A 16,026-nucleotide genomic window follows, 5' to 3' on the forward strand; every position below is an offset into this window, starting at 1 on the left:
ATGAGTCGGGTTCGATAGCCCGACGACGACGGGGCCATGGGCGACTGACCGTCGCTTCGGCGCTTCGGCGCTTTGCCGCGCTGTCGTTTCGTCGTCGTTACCGCTGTGCGCCGGTGTGGACCTCGACCGTCTCGGCGCTGATGCGGCCGTCGGTCTCCGTGCCGGAGACCGTCACCTCGTCGCCGAGGCCGAGGTCGGCGTCGGTATCGACGGTCTTGGTCTGCGTGCCGTCATCGAGGATGACCGGCGTCCCGGCCTGCACGACCGTCCCGGTGAACTCGACCGACTCGCCGGCGGATTCCGTCGCGGTCGCGTCCGACGAGGACCCGCCGTTCGAGGCGGACGTGCCGTCGGACGACTCGGACGAACCGCCGGACGAACCGTCACCGGAGAACGCGCCGAGGCCTTGGTCGCTCGGCGGACTGGGTGCCGAATCGCCGGCGTCGGTTCCGGCAGCACCCTCGGGAGCCTCGTCCATTACCGTAACGGACGACCGCCAGCCCGCGGAGGCTTCGAGGTCCTCCTGCCAGCCGTCTTTTATCTCCACGTCGGTGATGACGACGTAGTCCGCGAGGTCGACGTCGGCGTCGGCTTTCTCGCCCCAGAGGGCGACCCGGATGTCGCCGGTGCCGTCCTTGACGCGGATGTTGCGGACCTGCCCCTCGGAGCCGTCGTCGCGGTCGAAGGTGCGCTTGCCGTCGGCCTCGATGACGCCGCCGGCGATGTCCACCGTCTGGCCGAGTTCGAGCGACCCGATATCGGTCGTCTCGGGGACGTACTCGATGTCCTCGTCGATGACTTCGACCGCGCCGCGAGAGCCGACGTGGAGTTCGAGCGAGCCGTCGCGCTCGCGGACGTAGCCGTCGACGACCTCGACCGACTGGCCGGTTTCGAGCTCCTCGGCGAGGTCCGCCCGCTCGTCCCAGAGCGTGACGCGGATGCGACCGGTCGGGTCGCCGACCGAGAGGTTCGAGACGCGGCCCTCGGTGCCGTCGTCGCGGTCGAACGTCCGGACGGTTCCGGTGTCGAGAATCTTGCCTTCGAGGTTCACGTCCGAGAGGCCGAGCGCGAGGTCTTCGACGCGGTAGGTGTCGAGCACCTGCACGTCGACCTCGGCGTCGAGGTCCTCTTCGACCTTGCTCGCGCTGACTTCGACGCCGTTGTAGCCGTCTTTCGGGCGACCGCCGATGCGGAGGACGGTTCCGACTTCGAGGTTCTCCTTCGCGCCGGCGGCCATCTCGTCCCACAGCGAGACGCGGATGCGGCCGGTCTCGTCGGCGACCTCGATGTTGACGACCCGCCCGTCTTCGTCCTCGCCGTCGCGTTCGAACGTCCGAACTTCGCCGATGCTGACGACCTTGGCGAGGAACTTCACGTCCTCCATGCCGGGTTCGATGTCGGCGATGCCGTGTACCTCCTCGTCGCGCAGCTCGTGGGCGATGAGCATCGCCGCCGTCTCCTCGTCGGCGAGGCCGCCCATCTGTTCGACCTTGTCGTTGACCGCCGCCTCGAACTTCTCGAACTCGACATCGGTGTCGAGGTCGTCGTAGACCTCCCGAATGACGCCCATCAGGCGTCACCTCCCGGAACGAAGCGCGCGCGTCGCGGCAGACCAAACGTCGTACTCATACTATGGACGAACAGGGAAGGGCGGCGCTTAAGCGTTGTTTTCCTCCGGATTGGACCGCCGAACCGACCGCGCGAATCGAGCGACATAGCGGGGGTGGCCGCGGCCTCAGATTTGAACCTTCGGACCGTCAGGCGTCCGTATCGATGCGGGCGACCTCGCGACGACCGTCAGCATCGTTGTGGACGACGACCGCCCGGCCGGGGAGGCCGCTTTCGAACCGGAGCGTCGCCTCGTAGCCGCGAACGACCGGCGATTCGGTGCAGTTCTTCACGTCGGTCCGCTCGACGGCCTCAACGACGAGCGTGGCCGTATCCGACTCCGCGTCGTAGTCGGCCCGCGCGAGTCGGGCGATGGTACACTCGGTCGCTCCCGAGACACAGCCGACGACCGAGAACCCGGTCTCGGTCTCGGTCGCGAGCGCCCCATCGGCCGGACAGGCGTCGGCGCGGACGGGCGTGAGTGACCGCCCGACGAGTCGCGGACGGCGAGGTGTCTCTATCGGCGTCGACGACGCGGTCTCGGTCTCGGTGCTCGCGGTCGGCTGCTCCGCCGCGTTGTCGCCGCTCGCGCACCCCGCGAGCGAGGCGCACAGCCCGGCGGTTCCGAGGAGAAACGCGCGTCGATTCACGCACGGGGATAGGGTCGCCGGCGAAAAAGTCCTTGCGTGCGGTACGCACGGTCGCCGCGGCGGACGGAAACGCGCCGGAGACGGCGTGAGAGACAACCGTCGTTCGCACTAGGTGGTCGATGCGCGTGCCCGGAGTTCGACGCCCGCCTCGTGCCGTGGTCCCGCGGTTCACTGGGAGTTCACATCGTAACCGTCTTAAGTAACCGTCGAGTACCGAAGAATGCAGCAAGACAGTCCTGATAGGGTAGTGGACTATCCTCCTGGCTTGCGGAGCCAGGGACCGGAGTTCAAATCTCCGTCAGGACGTTTCTCTCTGGAACTACACGACGAGCGAAGCGAGGAGTCTGTTCCTCGCTGAAACTCCGTCTCGGAGACTTGAACAGGGAGCGACAGGAGGGAGCGAGTGAGTTCAAATCTCCGTCAGGACGTTTCTCTCCGGAACCGGCCTTCGAGAGCCTTCTGTTCTCTCGGGGCGGTTCACATTCTCTGCGGACCTGAACGGCGAGCGATTTCGCCGCAAACGGGTTCAGCGCTCGTCAGGACTCGACGTGAGCGGCCAGTCCGAGGTCCAGTTCTTCGACCCCGTCGAGCACTAAGTCGGCCATGCGGCGCGCTCCGTGCTCGCTGAAATGCGTGTCGTCGGCGATTCCATCGAGATAGTTCGGGTGTTCGCCCGGCTCCAGATGGTTGTAGAGCGCCGTCGACGCTTCGGGGCCGAGTTCCGCTAAGAGTGACCGCGTTCGCTCGTCCATGTCGATGAACGGAACGTCGCGGTCGCGCGCGACGGCTCTGGTCAGGTCGGCGTACTCGCGGTGGGTGTCTTTCGGGACGCCGTCGTCGTCGAAGTGACGCCGCGCGATGGACGTGAGCAACACGGGCGTCGCCCCCTGCTCGCGCGTCTCACCGACGAATTTCCCGAGATTGTCGACGAACCCCTCCTTGGTCGTGTGCTGTTCTTTCGACGGCACCTCGTCGTTGTGGCCGAACTGGACGAACACGTAGTCGGTCTCGGTCAACTGGCGGACGACGGGACGCCAGCGTCCCTCCTCCAGAAACGTTCGGGTGCTACGCCCGTTTTGGGCGTGGTTCGCCACCGTGACGGCGTCGTCGAAACAGTCGGCGAAGGGCATTCCCCACCCGGTTTCGGGGCGCTCGTTCGCCTCCTTATCGGCCATGGTGGAGTCCCCGACGAGGTGGACGGTAATCGACTCGGACGACATTTCGGTAGCGCTCGTCCGGGCGGCGTATAGAGCCACCGGTCGGGTCAATCCACGGGGCGAACGAGCATCCTAACCGTCGCTAACGGGAGCCTACCCGTCGGGTACGAACGTGGCGGTTGACGAAAGCGAACGCGGACTCCCGAGCGCTCTCGGCAGTCACAGACCGGGAAAAACGAGCTTACGCCTCGTCGTAGGGTGGTTCGAGGTCGCGTGACCCGTCGTCCTCACGGCGGCGGACCGACGCGGTCGTGCGCGACCGCTGTGGGCGGGAACGAGGTGCCTCCTCGGACCGGGGCTTCGCGGCCCACGACCCGTGGCAGTCCCGACAGTAGTTGCCTTTGTACGCCCGCGTGAACAGGTACTGCTCACCGCAGCGGATACAAACCGGGGACTGGGTCATCGTACGACACCTCGGACGAGGGTTTCGAGGGCATTCATATGCTATCATACCACATAAGTCCCCGAGCGGCATAAGTATGCAAGGCCTACGGCGGGAGAGCCCGGTCTTCGCGGAATCTTTACTCGTGGACGGCGAACGGTTCGCATGGACGATTCGCTTCGCGCAGGCGTCGCCATCTACAACGCGGGCGCGTATCGGGCGGCCCACGGCGCGTGGGAGGCGAAGTGGCTCGCGCTCGAACGCGGGGGCGACGACGAGCGGTTCCTTCACGGCCTCATCCAGTTCACCGCGGCGGTCCACCACGCCCGCGACGGCAACGACTCGGGCGCGGTCGGTCTCGCCCGGAGCGCCCGAGAGTACCTCGACGGCCTTGCCGACGACTACCGCGGCGTCGACCTCGCCGAGGTGCGGGCGTTCCTCTCACGACTCGAAGCCGACCCCGCCATCGCCGACGACCCGCTCGCGCTCCGACTCGACGGGCAAGTCGTCACCTACGACGACCTCGATTTCGACGCGGTCGCCGTCGCGGCCGAGACGCTCGCGGAGGAACTGGACGGCTACGAGGTGGATGTCGTCGCCGACGCGGTCGAGTACGCCCGCGAGGAGGTCGCCGACGGGGCGCAGACGCAGTTCACGGCGATGGTGTTCGACTTCGTGCGAAACGAGGCACAGCGCGGGCTGGTGTTTCAGCGATTGAGCGAGCACGTCCGCCGGCGGCGACGGCGCGAAGACGACGTGAGCGACCTGTTCGAGTGAGAAACGATGGTGGGCGCTTTGAACTCCTCAACAGGCGACAATTTGACTCTGTGCGGTCGATACAGGACGGAGGCGAATCGGTTGCCATGGGATTTCTCGGCGCGAGCGTGCGGGGATAAACAACGGGACGCTAACAGCGGACTCACCCAATGGGAGGTTCAGAAATATGCCTCTTTGATGACGGAGAGTAGCCAGACTATCGGGGCGAGGGCAAGGAGCAAGCCGACGATACCAATCAGATAGTTCCCTTCGACGAGTCCCCGCGCCCATCCTCTCCCGAGGTGAAACATGAACAGGGTAAGGACGAGTAACACCACGTTGCGGAGCGAAAAGCCCGAACCCTCCGCACTAGAACCAGGCGCGGACATATCGTACTCGTTCTTGTCGAATTTGTATAAGTATTCTCCCGTCACGTTCGTACGCCTCCTGACCGGCTGTTTCACACGACGCCCATCTGAAAATCGGCGTTCAACGGGGCCGAAAATCGAGGTGCCGACGCCGCAATCAGGCCTCGTCCAGCGGTTCGCCCTCGAAGGTGAACTCGGCGGAGTTGTCCTGCGGGTCGTAGCCGAGTACCGCGCGAGCCCGGTCGATAGAGTAGTACTTGCGGTCGTTGTCGGAGATACCGTAGACGATTTCGTAGTCGTAGTCGGCTTCGATACAGCACTCGAAGAGGTGCGCGCAGTCGCGGTACGACAGCCACATAGCCTGCCCGCGCTCGTACTCCTTCGGCGGGTGGTGCTGGGTGAGGTTACCGATGCGGACGTTCACGACCGAGATGTCGTGGTGGTCGTGGTAGTACCGGCCGAGCGTCTCGCCGGCGGCCTTGCTCACGCCGTAGAGGTTACTCGGGCGCGGCAGTTCCGTCCCGTCGAGTCGGAACTCGTGGTGCGGACGGTACATGTCCGGGGTCCGATCCATCGTCTCGTACGCGCCGACAGCGTGGTTCGAGGAGGCGAACGCGAACTTCTCGACGCCCGCATCGACGGCGGCGTCGAACATCTGTTGGGTGCCGTCGATGTTGTTCCGCAGGACGCTGTCCCACGGCGCTTCTGGACGCGGGTCGCCCGCGAGGTGGATGACGGCCTCGACGCCGTCCATGGCGTTTCGCACGGCGGTCTCGTCGGTGACGTCGGCGACGTACACGTCCGTGGGGTCGACCGAGTCGGGTATCTTCTCGTCGGAGAGTGGCTCGCGGTCCAGCAGCCGCCAGTCGTAGGCGTCGCCGATGTGCCCTAGTATCGCCTGGCCGACGCGCCCGCCAGCCCCCGTCAGCAAAACCGGCTGGTCCATTCGGTGTAAGTTCTAACAAGAGAGGCTAAGTAAGGACCGGTTCGCGCTCGCGCGACCCCTCAAACCGCCGAACTTTACCCGAGGGCGACGGAGTTCCGGGTATGGTCACAGACCCGCAGACGGCCTGCTTCGAGGCGGGCATCAAGTTCGGGACGCTCTACCACCAGTTCGCCGGCACGCCGGTCTCGCCCGACAGCGCCCGGAGCCTCGAACGGGCCATGGCCGAGGCCATCGAGAACCAACCGTACTGCGAGTCGGTCTCCGTGCGCATCCTCGACGACGTGCTGGACGCCGAACTCGCCGAGTCGACCGCCGACTACACGGAACTCACGGGGCGGTTCATGGAAGTCGAGATGGAAATCGACTACGAGGGCGTGCGCGTCAGGACGCGCATGGAGATGGAAGACGGCTACCCGCTGATGAAGCTCGTGTCGGTCGAATGACTCAGCCGCGAAGCGCCGCCCGCGGCCTCGTCGTTCGCGACGGCGAACTCCTGACGATTCGGTACCGCACCGATGGCGAGGACTGGTACGTCGCGCCCGGCGGCGGCCAGCAGCGCGGTGAGTTGCTCACGGAGACGGTCTGCCGGGAGGTGTACGAGGAGACCGGATACGAGGTCACCGTCGGGTCGCTCGCGTACGTCAGGGAGTTCGTGCCATCGACACACTACGAAAGCAGCGGCGACGACGACCATCAAGTGGACCACTTCTTCTGGTGCGAGCGGGTGAGCGACGAGCCGGACGAACCGACAGCGCGGGATTCCGTTCAGGCGGGCGTGCGCTGGCTCCCGCTCGACGAACTCGACGACGTGCGGTTCTTCCCCAGCCCACTCGGCGACCGGCTTCGGGGCGACGACCCCGACGAGATGGGCGGCGCACGCGACGCGGTCTACCTCGGCGACGTGGACTGAGAATCCGCCCGCGACGACCGCGGAGTCGTTCGATTTCACTTTCACTTTCGGGATCGTTTTTAAACCCCCGCGCGCCGAACGTGTGAGCATGAGTCAAAGCACGCTCGGCGACGACGATCTGTTCGGAGAGGCGGCGGCGGAGATGCGCGCCGACGTCGAGGAACACCTCGACGAGGCTCGGTCGGCGCTGCCCGACCCGGACGACGTGTGGGACGCGGAGGCCGACAACGTCCTCGGCGTCCTCAACGGACTCCGCTCCTCGCTCGACGTCGAGGGCGCGGCCGAGCACGTCCGACAGGCCAAGAAGTGGTACGTCATCGGCCAGCGCGCCGAGGCGTTCGACGACCCCGAGGACCTCGAAGCGGCAATCGAGGAGCTCCAAGAGCTTATCGAGATGGTCGAGGAGGCCCACGAACTCGTCGGGGAACTCACCAACACGATGCCGCAACTCCGCGGCGCGCTCACCGACGCCGCGGAGGCGGCAGAAGCGGCCGACGCGGACGACGACGAAGACGAAGAGGAGTAACCTGCAGACCGCCTGACCGCCGATCCGCGGACCGTTCAGTCGAGTTGCCGGCGCTCGACCGCGTCGAGGAGCGACGCGAGCGAGTCGGCCGCGAGCGATTCCAGTTCCGCGCCGCGTTCGGCGTCACCCTCGGCGGGGTCGCCGACGACGCCGTTGTCGGTGAACTCGTCGGAGTCGTGCGCGAGGTTGACGCCCGAGACCCACTCGCCCCAGCGGTCGGAACCCCCATCGCGGGCCTCGTCGATTCGGTCCTCGCGGACCAGTTCGGGATGCGTGTGGCGGAGGAGTGCGGTTTCTAGCGGGCCGCCGTGGCCCATGTCCGAGGAGTGGTCGCCGACGGCGTCGAACCACGTGAACGCGACCGCGTAGACGTCGCCCGTCCGCGAGACGCGCCGGCAGAGCTCCGCGAGCGCGTCGATGTTACCGCCGTGGCCGTTGACGACGACGACGCGGTCGAAGCCGTGGTGGGCGAGCGATTCGACGGTCTCGCGGACGTACGCGCGGAAGGTGTCCGGCGAGACCCAGAGCGTGCCGTCGAAGGCGCGGTGCTCCTCGGCGACGCCGACCGGGATGGTCGGGCCGACGACGACCTCGCCGTCGAACGCCTCGGCCCCGGCCTCGGCGACCGATTCGGCGTTGAGCGCGTCGGTTCCGAGCGGCGCGTGCGGGCCGTGCTGTTCCGTGCTTCCGACTGGAAGGAGCGCAAGGTCGGCGTCGAGGTCAGCGACCTCGGTCCAAGTGGCTTCGGAGAGTCGCATGCCGAAAGAAGTGTCGCCCCCCTCCTTAGTGGTACGCGAAGCCTCAGTCGTCGCCGGCGTCGACCTCGGCCTGCCGGCGGGCGGCGCGCTCGACGAACTCGTCGGGGAGTTGGTCGATTTCGCCGGCCTGAACCCCCCAGAGGTGGGCGTAGAGGCCGTCTTCCGCGAGGAGGTTGTCGTGGGTGCCGCGCTCGACGATGCGGCCGTCTTCGAGGACGAGAATCTGTTCTGCGTCCTTGATGGTCGACAGGCGGTGGGCGATGCTGAACGTCGTCCGGTCGGCCGTGAGTTCGTCCAGCGAGCGCTGGATGAGCATCTCCGTCTCGGTGTCCACGTCCGAAGTCGCCTCGTCGAGGACGAGGATGTCCGGGTCCTTCAGGATGGCGCGGGCGATGGAGACGCGCTGGCGCTGGCCGCCAGAGAGCTTCACGCCGCGCTCGCCGACTTTAGTGTCGTAGCCCTCGGGGAGGTTCGAGATGAACTCGTGGGCCTCGGCGGCCTTGGCGGCTGCGACGACCGCCTCGTTGTCGGCGTCGAACGTCCCGTAGGTGATGTTGTCTCGGACGGTCCCGTAGAACAGGAACGTCTCCTGGCTGACGTAGGCGATGGACTCGCGGAGGCTGGAGATGGTCACGTCGCGCACGTCTTGGCCGTCAATGCTGACGCTCCCTTCGTCGGGGTCGTACATGCGCATCAGGAGCTTGAGAATCGTCGATTTCCCCGCGCCCGTGGGACCGACGAGCGCGAGCGTCTCGCCGCCATCGACCTCGAAGGAGATGTCCTCGACGATGGTCTCGCCGTCGCCGTAGCCGAAGGTCACGTCGTCGTACTCGACGCGGCCCTCGGAGACGGCAAGGTCGGGCGCGTCGGGCTGTTCGGCCAACCGTGCGGGCTCGTCCATCAGGCCGAAGATGCGGGCGCTGGAGGCGTGGGCGCGCTGGTACATGTTGATGATCTGCCCGAACTGGGCGAGCGGCCAGACGAACTGCTGGGTGAGCAGGATGAACGTGACGAACTCGCCGACCGCGAGGTCACCGGTGAAGGGGCCGGGCCCCTGCCCGTTGATGACCCACAGGCCGCCGACGACGAAGGTGAGCGTGAAGCCGATGCCCGCGAGGATGCGGAGCGCGGGGAAGAACTTGATACGGGTGTTGATGGCGTCCCAGTTGGCGTCGAAGTAGTCCATCGAGACGCCGTCGACGCGGTCCGATTCGTGAGGTTCGGCGTTGAACGTCTTGATGACCTGGATGCCGCCGAGGTTGTTCTCCAGTCGGGAGTTGAGTTTGCCGACCGACGACCGCACGTCGGCGTACTTCGGCTGGATGATATCGACGAACTTCCACGTGAACAGCGCGATGAGCGGGACCGGCAACAGGGCGACGAGCGCGAGCTGCCAGTTGTACGACATGAGGACCACCGCGATGGCGACGACCATCACGGAGAGGCGGAAAAACGAGTTCATGCCGTCGTTGAGGAACCGTTCGAGGCGGTTCACGTCGTTCGAGAGGATGGACATCATCTCGCCGGTCTGCTTGTCGGCGAAGAAGTCCATGTTGAGCAGTTGCATCCGGTCGTAGGTGTCGGTCCGGACGTCGTGTTGAATCTGCTGGGCGTAGGCGTTCCAGCCCCAGTTACGGAGCCAGTGGAACAGCGCGCCGGCGGTGAAACTGAACACGATGATGCCGACGGCGAAGAAGAACTGCCCGTCTCTGGTCGCGGGGACGTACGGCGCTATCCACGCCTCGGGGAGGACGGGGAAGCCGGCCGCGAACGACTTGTCCTGCCGGATGATGGCGTCGATGGCGAGGCCGAGGATGACCGGCGGCATGAGGTCGAGCACGCGGGCGGCGACGCTCGCGAGGACGCCGACCGCGAACTCGAAGGTGTTCTCGCGGCCGTACTCGGCGAACAGCCGCCGCATCGGGTTATCGACCCGCGCTCGTTGGTCCTCGAACGGGTCGTCTTCGGTATCGGGGGGCACGACAACGGTTCAGGGGGCGCTCGCAGTAAAGTACTCGGGTGGGGGAGGGGGCAGCCGGTAGATTAACACCGGGCGTTCCGGACCGTGTTCCCGGTCGAACCGCCGGATTCGACGACCGGCTGTTGGCTGACGCCGCAGAGGTCGTTCTGGATGAGTCGATTGCGGTGAGAGTCCTCCAAGGTGACGCCGTGGGCCAAGAGACCCGTCGTTACGACGTTCCTCTGAAGCGCGTTTCGGTCGCTCCCGACGAGTTCGAACCCGGCGATGAGGATGTTCGCCTCGTTCTCGACGAAGAGGTTCCGGTGGCTGTCGCGGAGTTGGAAGGCAGGGCCACCGCCGTCGGCGAGGTTCCGTCGGAACAGGTTTCGATTGCTTCTGACGAGTCGCACCTGAAAGTCTTCGGTCAGGAACTCGCAGTCGACGAACTCGTTTCGGTGCGAGTCCGCGAGCGTGAGCACGACGGGGCTCGTGAGCGTGCACGATTCGAACCGGGTCCGCGTGGTGCGTCTGAGAACCACACACCGCTCCCAGGTGAAGAAACTCGTATTGACGACTTCACACCGGTCTGAGTCGGTGAACACGAACTGTAATCTCTCGTCGCCCGAGTAGCCGACGACGCGCGAGTCCGCTATCGACACCCGGCTCGAATCAGTGATTCGGCCGCCCTTCGTCAGCACGATGTCGGCTATCGAGACGCGACTGCCCGAAATCGTCGTCTCGCCGACGACCGCGTACCCCCGACCGTCGATGCGGACGTCGTCGGCGAGGACCTCCAGACAGTCGATATTGCCGTCGAGGTAGTAGCGACCCGATTCGGTGATGCGCGCGCATCCCGAAAGGCCCGTCCCGTCGGTTCTCAGTTGCAACACGCCCGGCGTGAACGCCGGAAGCGCGGCGAGGCCCAGCCCCCGAAGCGCTCTTCTCCTCGTGAGTCGAGTCGACATGACACCTCCTCAACTACAACACGTCGGCACAAATACAGATGTTGTGAGTTACGTACCATCTACATATCAGCATCTGTGACGTACTGTAACTCCGACTGGCGGGGCTGAGTCGGGCGCGTCCCCGACGCTCAGACGACTCGGTCTTCGACGTCGGGGTCGATGCCGGCCTCGACGAGGTCCTGTCGGACCCGCTCGCGAAGCGGGTCCGGGACCGTGTCGCGGTCGACGGGAACCGCGACTTCGCCATCGCCTTTCACCTTCCAGTAGAGGACGCAGTCCGACGGCTCGTAGTACTCGATACTGTAGGCGTCGTCCGCCCCGCGATAGTGGACGCGCGCCGCGAACTCCTCGGCGCGCCAGCCTTCGAGTTCGGAGAGCGCCGCGACGTGTGCTGTCATAGTGGGGTCAACGGTCGCCGGCCCCTCGGGCGTTTCGCTTCTACTCGATTTCGACCCGGTCTCCCGCGTCGATACCGGTCTCGTTCGTGTACCCGTACGGGAGTTCGAGGACGTACTTCCCGGTTCCGCGGTAGCGGGTGAGGTCGGACTCGCTCGTTCCCTCGGGGTCGAGTTCGGCGTGGTGGATGCGCGTGATAGTGCCGTTTTCGGCGACGAAGACGATGTCCAGCGGGAAGTCCATGTCGCGCATCACGTAGGCGTAGGTGCCAGACGAGTCGTGGACGAACCACATCCCCTCGTTTTCGGCGAGCGATTCGGTGTCGCTCAGGCCGGTGAAGCGCTTGGCACGGGTGTCGGCGACGCGGGCGTTGACCGTCGCCAGCGTCTCGCCGGTCTCGTCGTCGACGACGGTGAGCGTGGTCCGTTCGTAGTCGTCGGTCGAGCCGGGGACGACCGCGGGGTTGGAGAGGTACGCGACGCTCGCGACCGCGACGACGACGGCGACGACGAGCAGCGCGGTTCGCGCGCGGGAGGTCATTGCCGGACGTGACGGTCGCCGCGGGTCTAAGGGTTCCGGGGACCGGTCGAAACGAAAACCGTTATGAGCGCGAACCGGTTCGATTGAGATGCAGGGCTCGTGGTCTAGTTGGTTATGACGCGGCCTTTACAAGGCTGAGGTCGGTGGTTCGAATCCGCCCGAGCCCACTAATTCTGTGCGAGCGATAGCGAGCACGAATTCGTGAACCGAGGGCGGTCGAACCTTGCGGCAACCGAGTGTAGCGAGGTTGACGGAGTGGTTCGAATCCGCCCGAGCCCATCAGATTTTGTGACGAACCGAACGGTGAGTCACAAATCTGTTCCGCGAGGGCGATTCTAACCTGACGACGAGCGAGGCGAAGCCGAGCGAAGTCGGCGTGGTTCGAATCCGCCCGAACCCACTTCTGACGGCACAACACGACGAGCGTAGCGAGTCTCGGTGCGGTTTGAATCCGCCCGACTCACACGCTCCGTTGCATCACGAACAGCGACATCGGGACGCTGGCGGCGACGAGACCGAACGCGCCGCCGACGATCGGTTCGACACCCAGCGACGGGCCGAGGAGGTAGCCACCGACGAACCCGAGCGGGTCGAAAGCTAACGCGAGGATGACGAGCTGTACTGCGAACGGTTTGGAGGTGAACCAGCGGGGGAGTAGTGACACGGTCGTCAAAACATGTCTTCCACCTGCTATTTAGTTCCGTGTGGTCGCCGCCGAGCCACGAGGACGCGACCCTTTTAGCCCGAGACGCACCCACCACCGAGTAGTGAACCCCGTCACGCGACTCCGCGAGAACCCTCGGCGGGCGGCTATCGCGGTCGGGTACGCGTTCGTTGTCCTCGTGGCGTCGGTCGTGCCGACGCCGCCGGGGAGCCTCACACCGATGGGTCCGCTCGGCCTCGTCGGCCTCGACAAGTGGGTCCACGCGGTCGGGTACGCCGGCCTCGGATTCACCGTCGGGGCCGCGGTGCGCGCCAGGGGACGCAAAGAAGTCGTTAGAGCCGTCGTCGTCGTCGCCGCGTTCGGGACGGGAATCGAACTCGTGCAGGCGGTGCTGCCGTACCGGTCGTTCGGCGTCGCCGATGCGGGGGCGAACCTTCTCGGTGCGGTCGTGGGCGGGGCGCTCTGGGTCGCAGTCGCGTGGGTCGCGGAGCCCCGGAGGTAGGGTTATCTCACCCCCTCACGAAGGGCGAACGAACGGTGAAGGCAATGGGCACGAGACGACTCATCCGGGCACTCGGTCTCGCGGGAATCGGCGTCGTCGGGACGTACCTCCTCGCGGTTCGACCGTGGCACAGGCGCTGGGGGACCACCGACGACGAGGCGACGGGCTGGCTCCCCGGCGACGACTTCGTCGGCGACGCGGACGTTACCTCGACGCGGGCGATTACGATTGCGGCCCCCGCGCGGGCGGTCTGGCCGTGGGTCGTCCAGTTGGGACAGGACCGCGGCGGCTTCTACAGCTACGAGCGACTAGAGAATCTGTTCGGGTTACAGATTCACAACGCGGATCAAATCCTACCACAGCACCAGCGGCTCGACGTTGGCGACGAGATACGACTCGGCCCGCCGGGCTCGGGCGCGCCGTCGTTCCGCGTCGCCTTGGTCGAACCCGAGCGGACTCTCGTGTTGAGTGCGCCGGGCTGGGAGACCGGCGAGAGCCCGGCGGTGTGGTAGGATTTGATCCGCGTTGCACGAGGTTGCACCCGGCGCGACGCGGTTAATCATCAGATACCGCGGCCGGTCGGAGACGCTCCGTAGGCGCGCGGTGAATCGGATGGTCGTCGAGCCGGTCCAGTTCGCCATGGAACGGAAGATGCTCAAGGGGATTCGGTCGCGGGCGGAGCGGGCGCGGGCGAGCGCGACGGGCGGCCGGCACCGCTGACCCAGCGCCGACGGGCGATTCGAAAGTCTTTTTGATGCGGTCCGGCTTCGGAAGAGTGCGAGCCGCCTTAGCTCAGACTGGGAGAGCACTCGACTGAAGATCGAGCTGTCCCCGGTTCAAATCCGGGAGGCGGCATTTTTCTGTTCCTGACCGCCGAGCGAAGCGAGCGTGGCAGGTACTGTAACCGCGACCCGCCGGATTCTGAACCAGCGAGCAAATCTTTGATTTGCGAGCGAGGTTCAAATCCGGGAGACTGGACCCAGAGAAATCCGGGAGGCGGCAACCGAATTCTCAACGACACACTACGAACGACGTGGAATCCAAGCGACTCGATCCCGGAGACCCGACTACACCGCACCGCAGGAACCAGAGGCGTGCTTCAGAAGACTTATCCGCGTGAGGTCGCTGGATTCAAAGGCAATGGCGAAAGGTAAGGTCGACTTCTTCAACGACACTGGCGGCTACGGTTTCATCTCTACTGACGACGCGGACGACGACGTGTTCTTCCACATGGAAGATGTTGGCGGTCCGGACCTCGAAGAGGGTCAGGAAATCGAATTCGACATCGAGCAGGCCCCCAAGGGCCCGCGCGCGACGAACGTCACCCGCCTCTAAGCAGGCTTCCGTTCACCGCAGTACATTCACAAACTGACGAACTTTCCTCCGTTTTTCACGACCGTGAGCGGCGGCGTTCGCGACCGGGTGAGTGAGTCACAGACATGCGGAAGGGTTATCCGTCCGCAGGGTCGTTGTACAGTTGCAATGGCGAAAGGTAAGGTCGACTTCTTCAACGACACTGGCGGCTACGGTTTCATCTCTACTGACGACGCGGACGACGACGTGTTCTTCCACATGGAAGATGTTGGCGGTCCGGACCTCGAAGAGGGTCAGGAAGTGGAGTTCGACATCGAACAGGCCCCCAAGGGCCCGCGCGCGACGAACGTCACGCGCCTGTAATTCGGTTTCCGAATTCAGCAGACAGACGAATCGATTTCTGAGAGTTTTTTTACGCACCCTTGAGCCGTGAGGCTGCGCTGTAGGACTCCCCGCCGCGAGTAGACGCAGTCCCGACCGGACATCACGAACCTGTCGAACCCAGAAGGCTCTTATCCTCTCGTAGTTGTGCATCAAACGAACAACAATGTCCGACGACGGGGAGCTGGAACCTCCCGCGGGAATGGACGACACCCATATCGGTGCGGGCGTCTTCGACGAGACGATGGGCCCTGGTTCGTCGTTTGCACACCTTTACCGGGGCGAGATACACCGGATGAAGTCGTGGCGCGAGCGACTCGACCGAACCAGCAACTGGGCGATTACGCTGATGGCCGGGATTCTAACGTGGTCGTTCTCTGCACAAACGCACCCCCACTACATCATCCTCCTCGGCGTGGTGACGCTGAGTATCTTCCTCAGTATCGAGGCGCGGCGTTTCCGCGCGTACGACATCTGGCGCTCCCGGGTCCGGATGATTCAGCAGAACGTCTGGGCGTACGCGCTTGACCCGGACGGCGGCGTCCTCGACGAGGACTGGCGGAAGAAACTCGGCGAGGACTACCGCACGCCGAACATGAAGATACCCTTCGAGGAGGCGCTGGCCCACCGGCTCCGCCGGGTGTACCTGCCGCTGTTCCTCGTGATGCTCGTCGCGTGGGTCATCCAGCTCACGGCGTACACGGACGGGACGACGCTCGTCGGGAGCGCCGGCGTCGGCGGCGTTCCCGGAAACATCGTCGTCGCGTTCGTCGCCGGGTTCTACGCGACCCTGCTCGGTATCTCGTTCCGCCCGCGCGAGTGGCACGTCAACGGCGAACTCATTCCGAGCGATGTGACGGGATGGGAAGAGTCGGGGTACGGCGACTCGTAGCGTCGCAATTCGAAATGGTTTTTTCGCTCCTGCGCGTCTGTCGAATCGCGCCGCCTTAGCTCAGACTGGGAGAGCACTCGACTGAAGATCGAGCTGTCCCCGGTTCAAATCCGGGAGGCGGCATTTTCCTGCGAACTACCGAGGGAGCGTCGCGACCGAGTCGTGAGCAGTGAAACTGCAACCCGACCGGATTCTGAACCAGCGAGCAAATCTCCGATTTGCGAGTGCGGTTCAAATCCGGGAGAAGATCGTTCTAAACCGAGAGCGTCAGCGAAAGCCAAAGCTCGAAAC

Annotated in this window: 20 protein-coding genes, 4 tRNA genes and 1 pseudogene; 13 read left to right on the forward strand and 12 right to left on the reverse strand. The window is 65.1% G+C overall.

Translation table 11 applies throughout. The annotated features are described in order from the left end of the window. Positions 1 to 97 precede the first annotated feature (97 nt). A complete protein-coding gene (locus AM590_RS05525) occupies positions 98 to 1,570 on the reverse strand; it encodes a single-stranded DNA binding protein (RefSeq protein ID WP_058826609.1) in 1,473 nt (490 codons plus the stop codon). Between the two features lie 187 nt (positions 1,571 to 1,757). Further along, on the reverse strand, positions 1,758 to 2,258 hold the full coding sequence (locus tag AM590_RS05530) for a hypothetical protein (RefSeq protein WP_058826610.1): 501 nt from the start codon (positions 2,256 to 2,258) through the stop codon (positions 1,758 to 1,760). A 233-nt stretch (positions 2,259 to 2,491) separates the two neighbouring features. Here AM590_RS05530 and AM590_RS05535 point away from each other — a divergent pair. Beyond that, positions 2,492 to 2,564: transfer RNA gene (locus AM590_RS05535), tRNA-Arg, on the forward strand. Between the two features lie 230 nt (positions 2,565 to 2,794). Here AM590_RS05535 and AM590_RS05540 read toward each other — a convergent pair. Together AM590_RS05540 and AM590_RS19810 are read right to left on the reverse strand one after the other, a co-directional pair. Further along, positions 2,795 to 3,478, reverse strand: a complete 684-nt coding sequence (locus AM590_RS05540; RefSeq protein ID WP_058826611.1) for a rhamnogalacturonan acetylesterase — start codon at positions 3,476 to 3,478, stop codon at positions 2,795 to 2,797. A 178-nt stretch (positions 3,479 to 3,656) separates the two neighbouring features. Then, positions 3,657 to 3,878: a hypothetical protein gene (locus AM590_RS19810; RefSeq protein ID WP_082677681.1), complete on the reverse strand. Its 222-nt coding sequence runs from the start codon at positions 3,876 to 3,878 to the stop codon at positions 3,657 to 3,659. A 144-nt stretch (positions 3,879 to 4,022) separates the two neighbouring features. Between AM590_RS19810 and AM590_RS05545 the strand changes: the two genes are divergently transcribed. After that, positions 4,023 to 4,634: a DUF309 domain-containing protein gene (locus tag AM590_RS05545; RefSeq protein ID WP_058826612.1), complete on the forward strand. Its 612-nt coding sequence runs from the start codon at positions 4,023 to 4,025 to the stop codon at positions 4,632 to 4,634. A gap of 158 nt (positions 4,635 to 4,792) precedes the next feature. On the opposite strand, the gene AM590_RS05550 is transcribed toward AM590_RS05545, so the two are convergent. Continuing rightward, positions 4,793 to 5,002 carry a hypothetical protein gene (locus tag AM590_RS05550; protein ID WP_058826889.1) on the reverse strand — a complete coding sequence of 70 codons (210 nt, stop codon included), beginning with the start codon at positions 5,000 to 5,002 and terminating at the stop codon, positions 4,793 to 4,795. A 136-nt stretch (positions 5,003 to 5,138) separates the two neighbouring features. Continuing rightward, the gene (gene azf, locus AM590_RS05555; RefSeq protein ID WP_058826613.1) at positions 5,139 to 5,927 is read right to left on the reverse strand and encodes an NAD-dependent glucose-6-phosphate dehydrogenase; all 789 of its coding nucleotides are present in this window, start codon (positions 5,925 to 5,927) and stop codon (positions 5,139 to 5,141) included. 101 nt (positions 5,928 to 6,028) lie between these two features. Between azf and AM590_RS05560 the strand changes: the two genes are divergently transcribed. The 3 genes from AM590_RS05560 to AM590_RS05570 all read left to right on the forward strand — a co-directional run bounded on the left by AM590_RS05560 (position 6,029) and on the right by AM590_RS05570 (position 7,363). Then, complete coding sequence (locus tag AM590_RS05560) at positions 6,029 to 6,370, forward strand: dihydroneopterin aldolase family protein (RefSeq protein WP_058826614.1); 342 nt, start codon at positions 6,029 to 6,031, stop codon at positions 6,368 to 6,370. Beyond that, positions 6,367 to 6,837, forward strand: a complete 471-nt coding sequence (locus AM590_RS05565; RefSeq protein WP_058826615.1) for an NUDIX domain-containing protein — start codon at positions 6,367 to 6,369, stop codon at positions 6,835 to 6,837. The genes AM590_RS05560 and AM590_RS05565 overlap by 4 nt, the downstream gene beginning before the upstream one ends. An 88-nt stretch (positions 6,838 to 6,925) precedes the next feature. After that, positions 6,926 to 7,363, forward strand: coding sequence for a DUF5790 family protein (locus AM590_RS05570; protein ID WP_058826616.1), 438 nt, complete (start codon positions 6,926 to 6,928; stop codon positions 7,361 to 7,363). Between the two features lie 35 nt (positions 7,364 to 7,398). Here the strand turns inward: AM590_RS05570 and AM590_RS05575 are convergent, their stop codons facing one another. From AM590_RS05575 to AM590_RS05595, 5 genes are all read right to left on the reverse strand, one after another. Beyond that, positions 7,399 to 8,121, reverse strand: a complete 723-nt coding sequence (locus tag AM590_RS05575) for a creatininase family protein (protein WP_058826617.1) — start codon at positions 8,119 to 8,121, stop codon at positions 7,399 to 7,401. Between the two features lie 43 nt (positions 8,122 to 8,164). Then, entirely contained in the window at positions 8,165 to 10,102 is a 1,938-nt protein-coding gene (locus AM590_RS05580) for an ABC transporter ATP-binding protein (RefSeq protein ID WP_058826618.1), read from the reverse strand. A 62-nt stretch (positions 10,103 to 10,164) separates the two neighbouring features. Beyond that, entirely contained in the window at positions 10,165 to 11,046 is an 882-nt protein-coding gene (locus tag AM590_RS05585) for a right-handed parallel beta-helix repeat-containing protein (protein WP_058826619.1), read from the reverse strand. A 128-nt stretch (positions 11,047 to 11,174) separates the two neighbouring features. Further along, positions 11,175 to 11,444, reverse strand: coding sequence for a hypothetical protein (locus AM590_RS05590; protein WP_058826620.1), 270 nt, complete (start codon positions 11,442 to 11,444; stop codon positions 11,175 to 11,177). A 40-nt stretch (positions 11,445 to 11,484) separates the two neighbouring features. Next, positions 11,485 to 11,982, reverse strand: coding sequence for a DUF192 domain-containing protein (locus tag AM590_RS05595; protein WP_058826621.1), 498 nt, complete (start codon positions 11,980 to 11,982; stop codon positions 11,485 to 11,487). Positions 11,983 to 12,075: 93 nt separating this feature from the next. Between AM590_RS05595 and AM590_RS05600 the strand changes: the two genes are divergently transcribed. After that, positions 12,076 to 12,149: transfer RNA gene (locus AM590_RS05600), tRNA-Val, on the forward strand. Between the two features lie 293 nt (positions 12,150 to 12,442). Here the strand turns inward: AM590_RS05600 and AM590_RS05605 are convergent. Continuing rightward, positions 12,443 to 12,646 carry a hypothetical protein gene (locus AM590_RS05605; RefSeq protein ID WP_058826622.1) on the reverse strand — a complete coding sequence of 68 codons (204 nt, stop codon included), beginning with the start codon at positions 12,644 to 12,646 and terminating at the stop codon, positions 12,443 to 12,445. Positions 12,647 to 12,749: 103 nt separating this feature from the next. Here AM590_RS05605 and AM590_RS05610 point away from each other — a divergent pair, with 103 nt between their 5' ends. From AM590_RS05610 to AM590_RS05640, 7 genes and pseudogenes are all read left to right on the forward strand, one after another. After that, the gene (locus tag AM590_RS05610) at positions 12,750 to 13,148 is read left to right on the forward strand and encodes a VanZ family protein (protein ID WP_058826623.1); all 399 of its coding nucleotides are present in this window, start codon (positions 12,750 to 12,752) and stop codon (positions 13,146 to 13,148) included. Between the two features lie 44 nt (positions 13,149 to 13,192). Beyond that, positions 13,193 to 13,868, forward strand: a pseudogene (locus AM590_RS05615) (hypothetical protein). Positions 13,869 to 13,929: 61 nt separating this feature from the next. After that, positions 13,930 to 14,003: transfer RNA gene (locus AM590_RS05620), tRNA-Phe, on the forward strand. Positions 14,004 to 14,288: 285 nt separating this feature from the next. Then, positions 14,289 to 14,483 (forward strand): cold-shock protein, encoded by a 195-nt coding sequence (locus tag AM590_RS05625; protein WP_004057907.1) that lies wholly within the window; start codon positions 14,289 to 14,291, stop codon positions 14,481 to 14,483. Between the two features lie 147 nt (positions 14,484 to 14,630). After that, the gene (locus AM590_RS05630; protein WP_004057909.1) at positions 14,631 to 14,825 is read left to right on the forward strand and encodes a cold-shock protein; all 195 of its coding nucleotides are present in this window, start codon (positions 14,631 to 14,633) and stop codon (positions 14,823 to 14,825) included. A 184-nt stretch (positions 14,826 to 15,009) separates the two neighbouring features. Beyond that, positions 15,010 to 15,735 carry a DUF2270 domain-containing protein gene (locus AM590_RS05635; protein WP_058826624.1) on the forward strand — a complete coding sequence of 242 codons (726 nt, stop codon included), beginning with the start codon at positions 15,010 to 15,012 and terminating at the stop codon, positions 15,733 to 15,735. 49 nt (positions 15,736 to 15,784) lie between these two features. Next, positions 15,785 to 15,858, forward strand: a tRNA-Phe gene (locus AM590_RS05640). The last annotated feature ends 168 nt before the right edge of the window (positions 15,859 to 16,026 follow it).

This window comes from Haloferax sp. Q22 (assembly GCF_001482285.1).
Classification (GTDB): Archaea; Halobacteriota; Halobacteria; order Halobacteriales; family Haloferacaceae; genus Haloferax.

Coding starts and splice junctions, on each gene's coding strand:
- AM590_RS05540 (WP_058826611.1), bottom strand. CDS start 3,478: ATGTCGTCCGAGTCGATTACCGTCCACCTCGTCGGGGACTCCACCATG.
- AM590_RS05545 (WP_058826612.1), top strand. CDS start 4,023: ATGGACGATTCGCTTCGCGCAGGCGTCGCCATCTACAACGCGGGCGCG.
- AM590_RS05525 (WP_058826609.1), bottom strand. CDS start 1,570: ATGGGCGTCATTCGGGAGGTCTACGACGACCTCGACACCGATGTCGAG.
- AM590_RS05570 (WP_058826616.1), top strand. CDS start 6,926: ATGAGTCAAAGCACGCTCGGCGACGACGATCTGTTCGGAGAGGCGGCG.
- AM590_RS05575 (WP_058826617.1), bottom strand. CDS start 8,121: ATGCGACTCTCCGAAGCCACTTGGACCGAGGTCGCTGACCTCGACGCC.
- AM590_RS05565 (WP_058826615.1), top strand. CDS start 6,367: ATGACTCAGCCGCGAAGCGCCGCCCGCGGCCTCGTCGTTCGCGACGGC.
- AM590_RS05550 (WP_058826889.1), bottom strand. CDS start 5,002: ATGTCCGCGCCTGGTTCTAGTGCGGAGGGTTCGGGCTTTTCGCTCCGC.
- azf (WP_058826613.1), bottom strand. CDS start 5,927: ATGGACCAGCCGGTTTTGCTGACGGGGGCTGGCGGGCGCGTCGGCCAG.
- AM590_RS05590 (WP_058826620.1), bottom strand. CDS start 11,444: ATGACAGCACACGTCGCGGCGCTCTCCGAACTCGAAGGCTGGCGCGCC.
- AM590_RS05630 (WP_004057909.1), top strand. CDS start 14,631: ATGGCGAAAGGTAAGGTCGACTTCTTCAACGACACTGGCGGCTACGGT.
- AM590_RS05625 (WP_004057907.1), top strand. CDS start 14,289: ATGGCGAAAGGTAAGGTCGACTTCTTCAACGACACTGGCGGCTACGGT.
- AM590_RS05560 (WP_058826614.1), top strand. CDS start 6,029: ATGGTCACAGACCCGCAGACGGCCTGCTTCGAGGCGGGCATCAAGTTC.
- AM590_RS05635 (WP_058826624.1), top strand. CDS start 15,010: ATGTCCGACGACGGGGAGCTGGAACCTCCCGCGGGAATGGACGACACC.
- AM590_RS19810 (WP_082677681.1), bottom strand. CDS start 3,878: ATGACCCAGTCCCCGGTTTGTATCCGCTGCGGTGAGCAGTACCTGTTC.
- AM590_RS05595 (WP_058826621.1), bottom strand. CDS start 11,982: ATGACCTCCCGCGCGCGAACCGCGCTGCTCGTCGTCGCCGTCGTCGTC.
- AM590_RS05585 (WP_058826619.1), bottom strand. CDS start 11,046: ATGTCGACTCGACTCACGAGGAGAAGAGCGCTTCGGGGGCTGGGCCTC.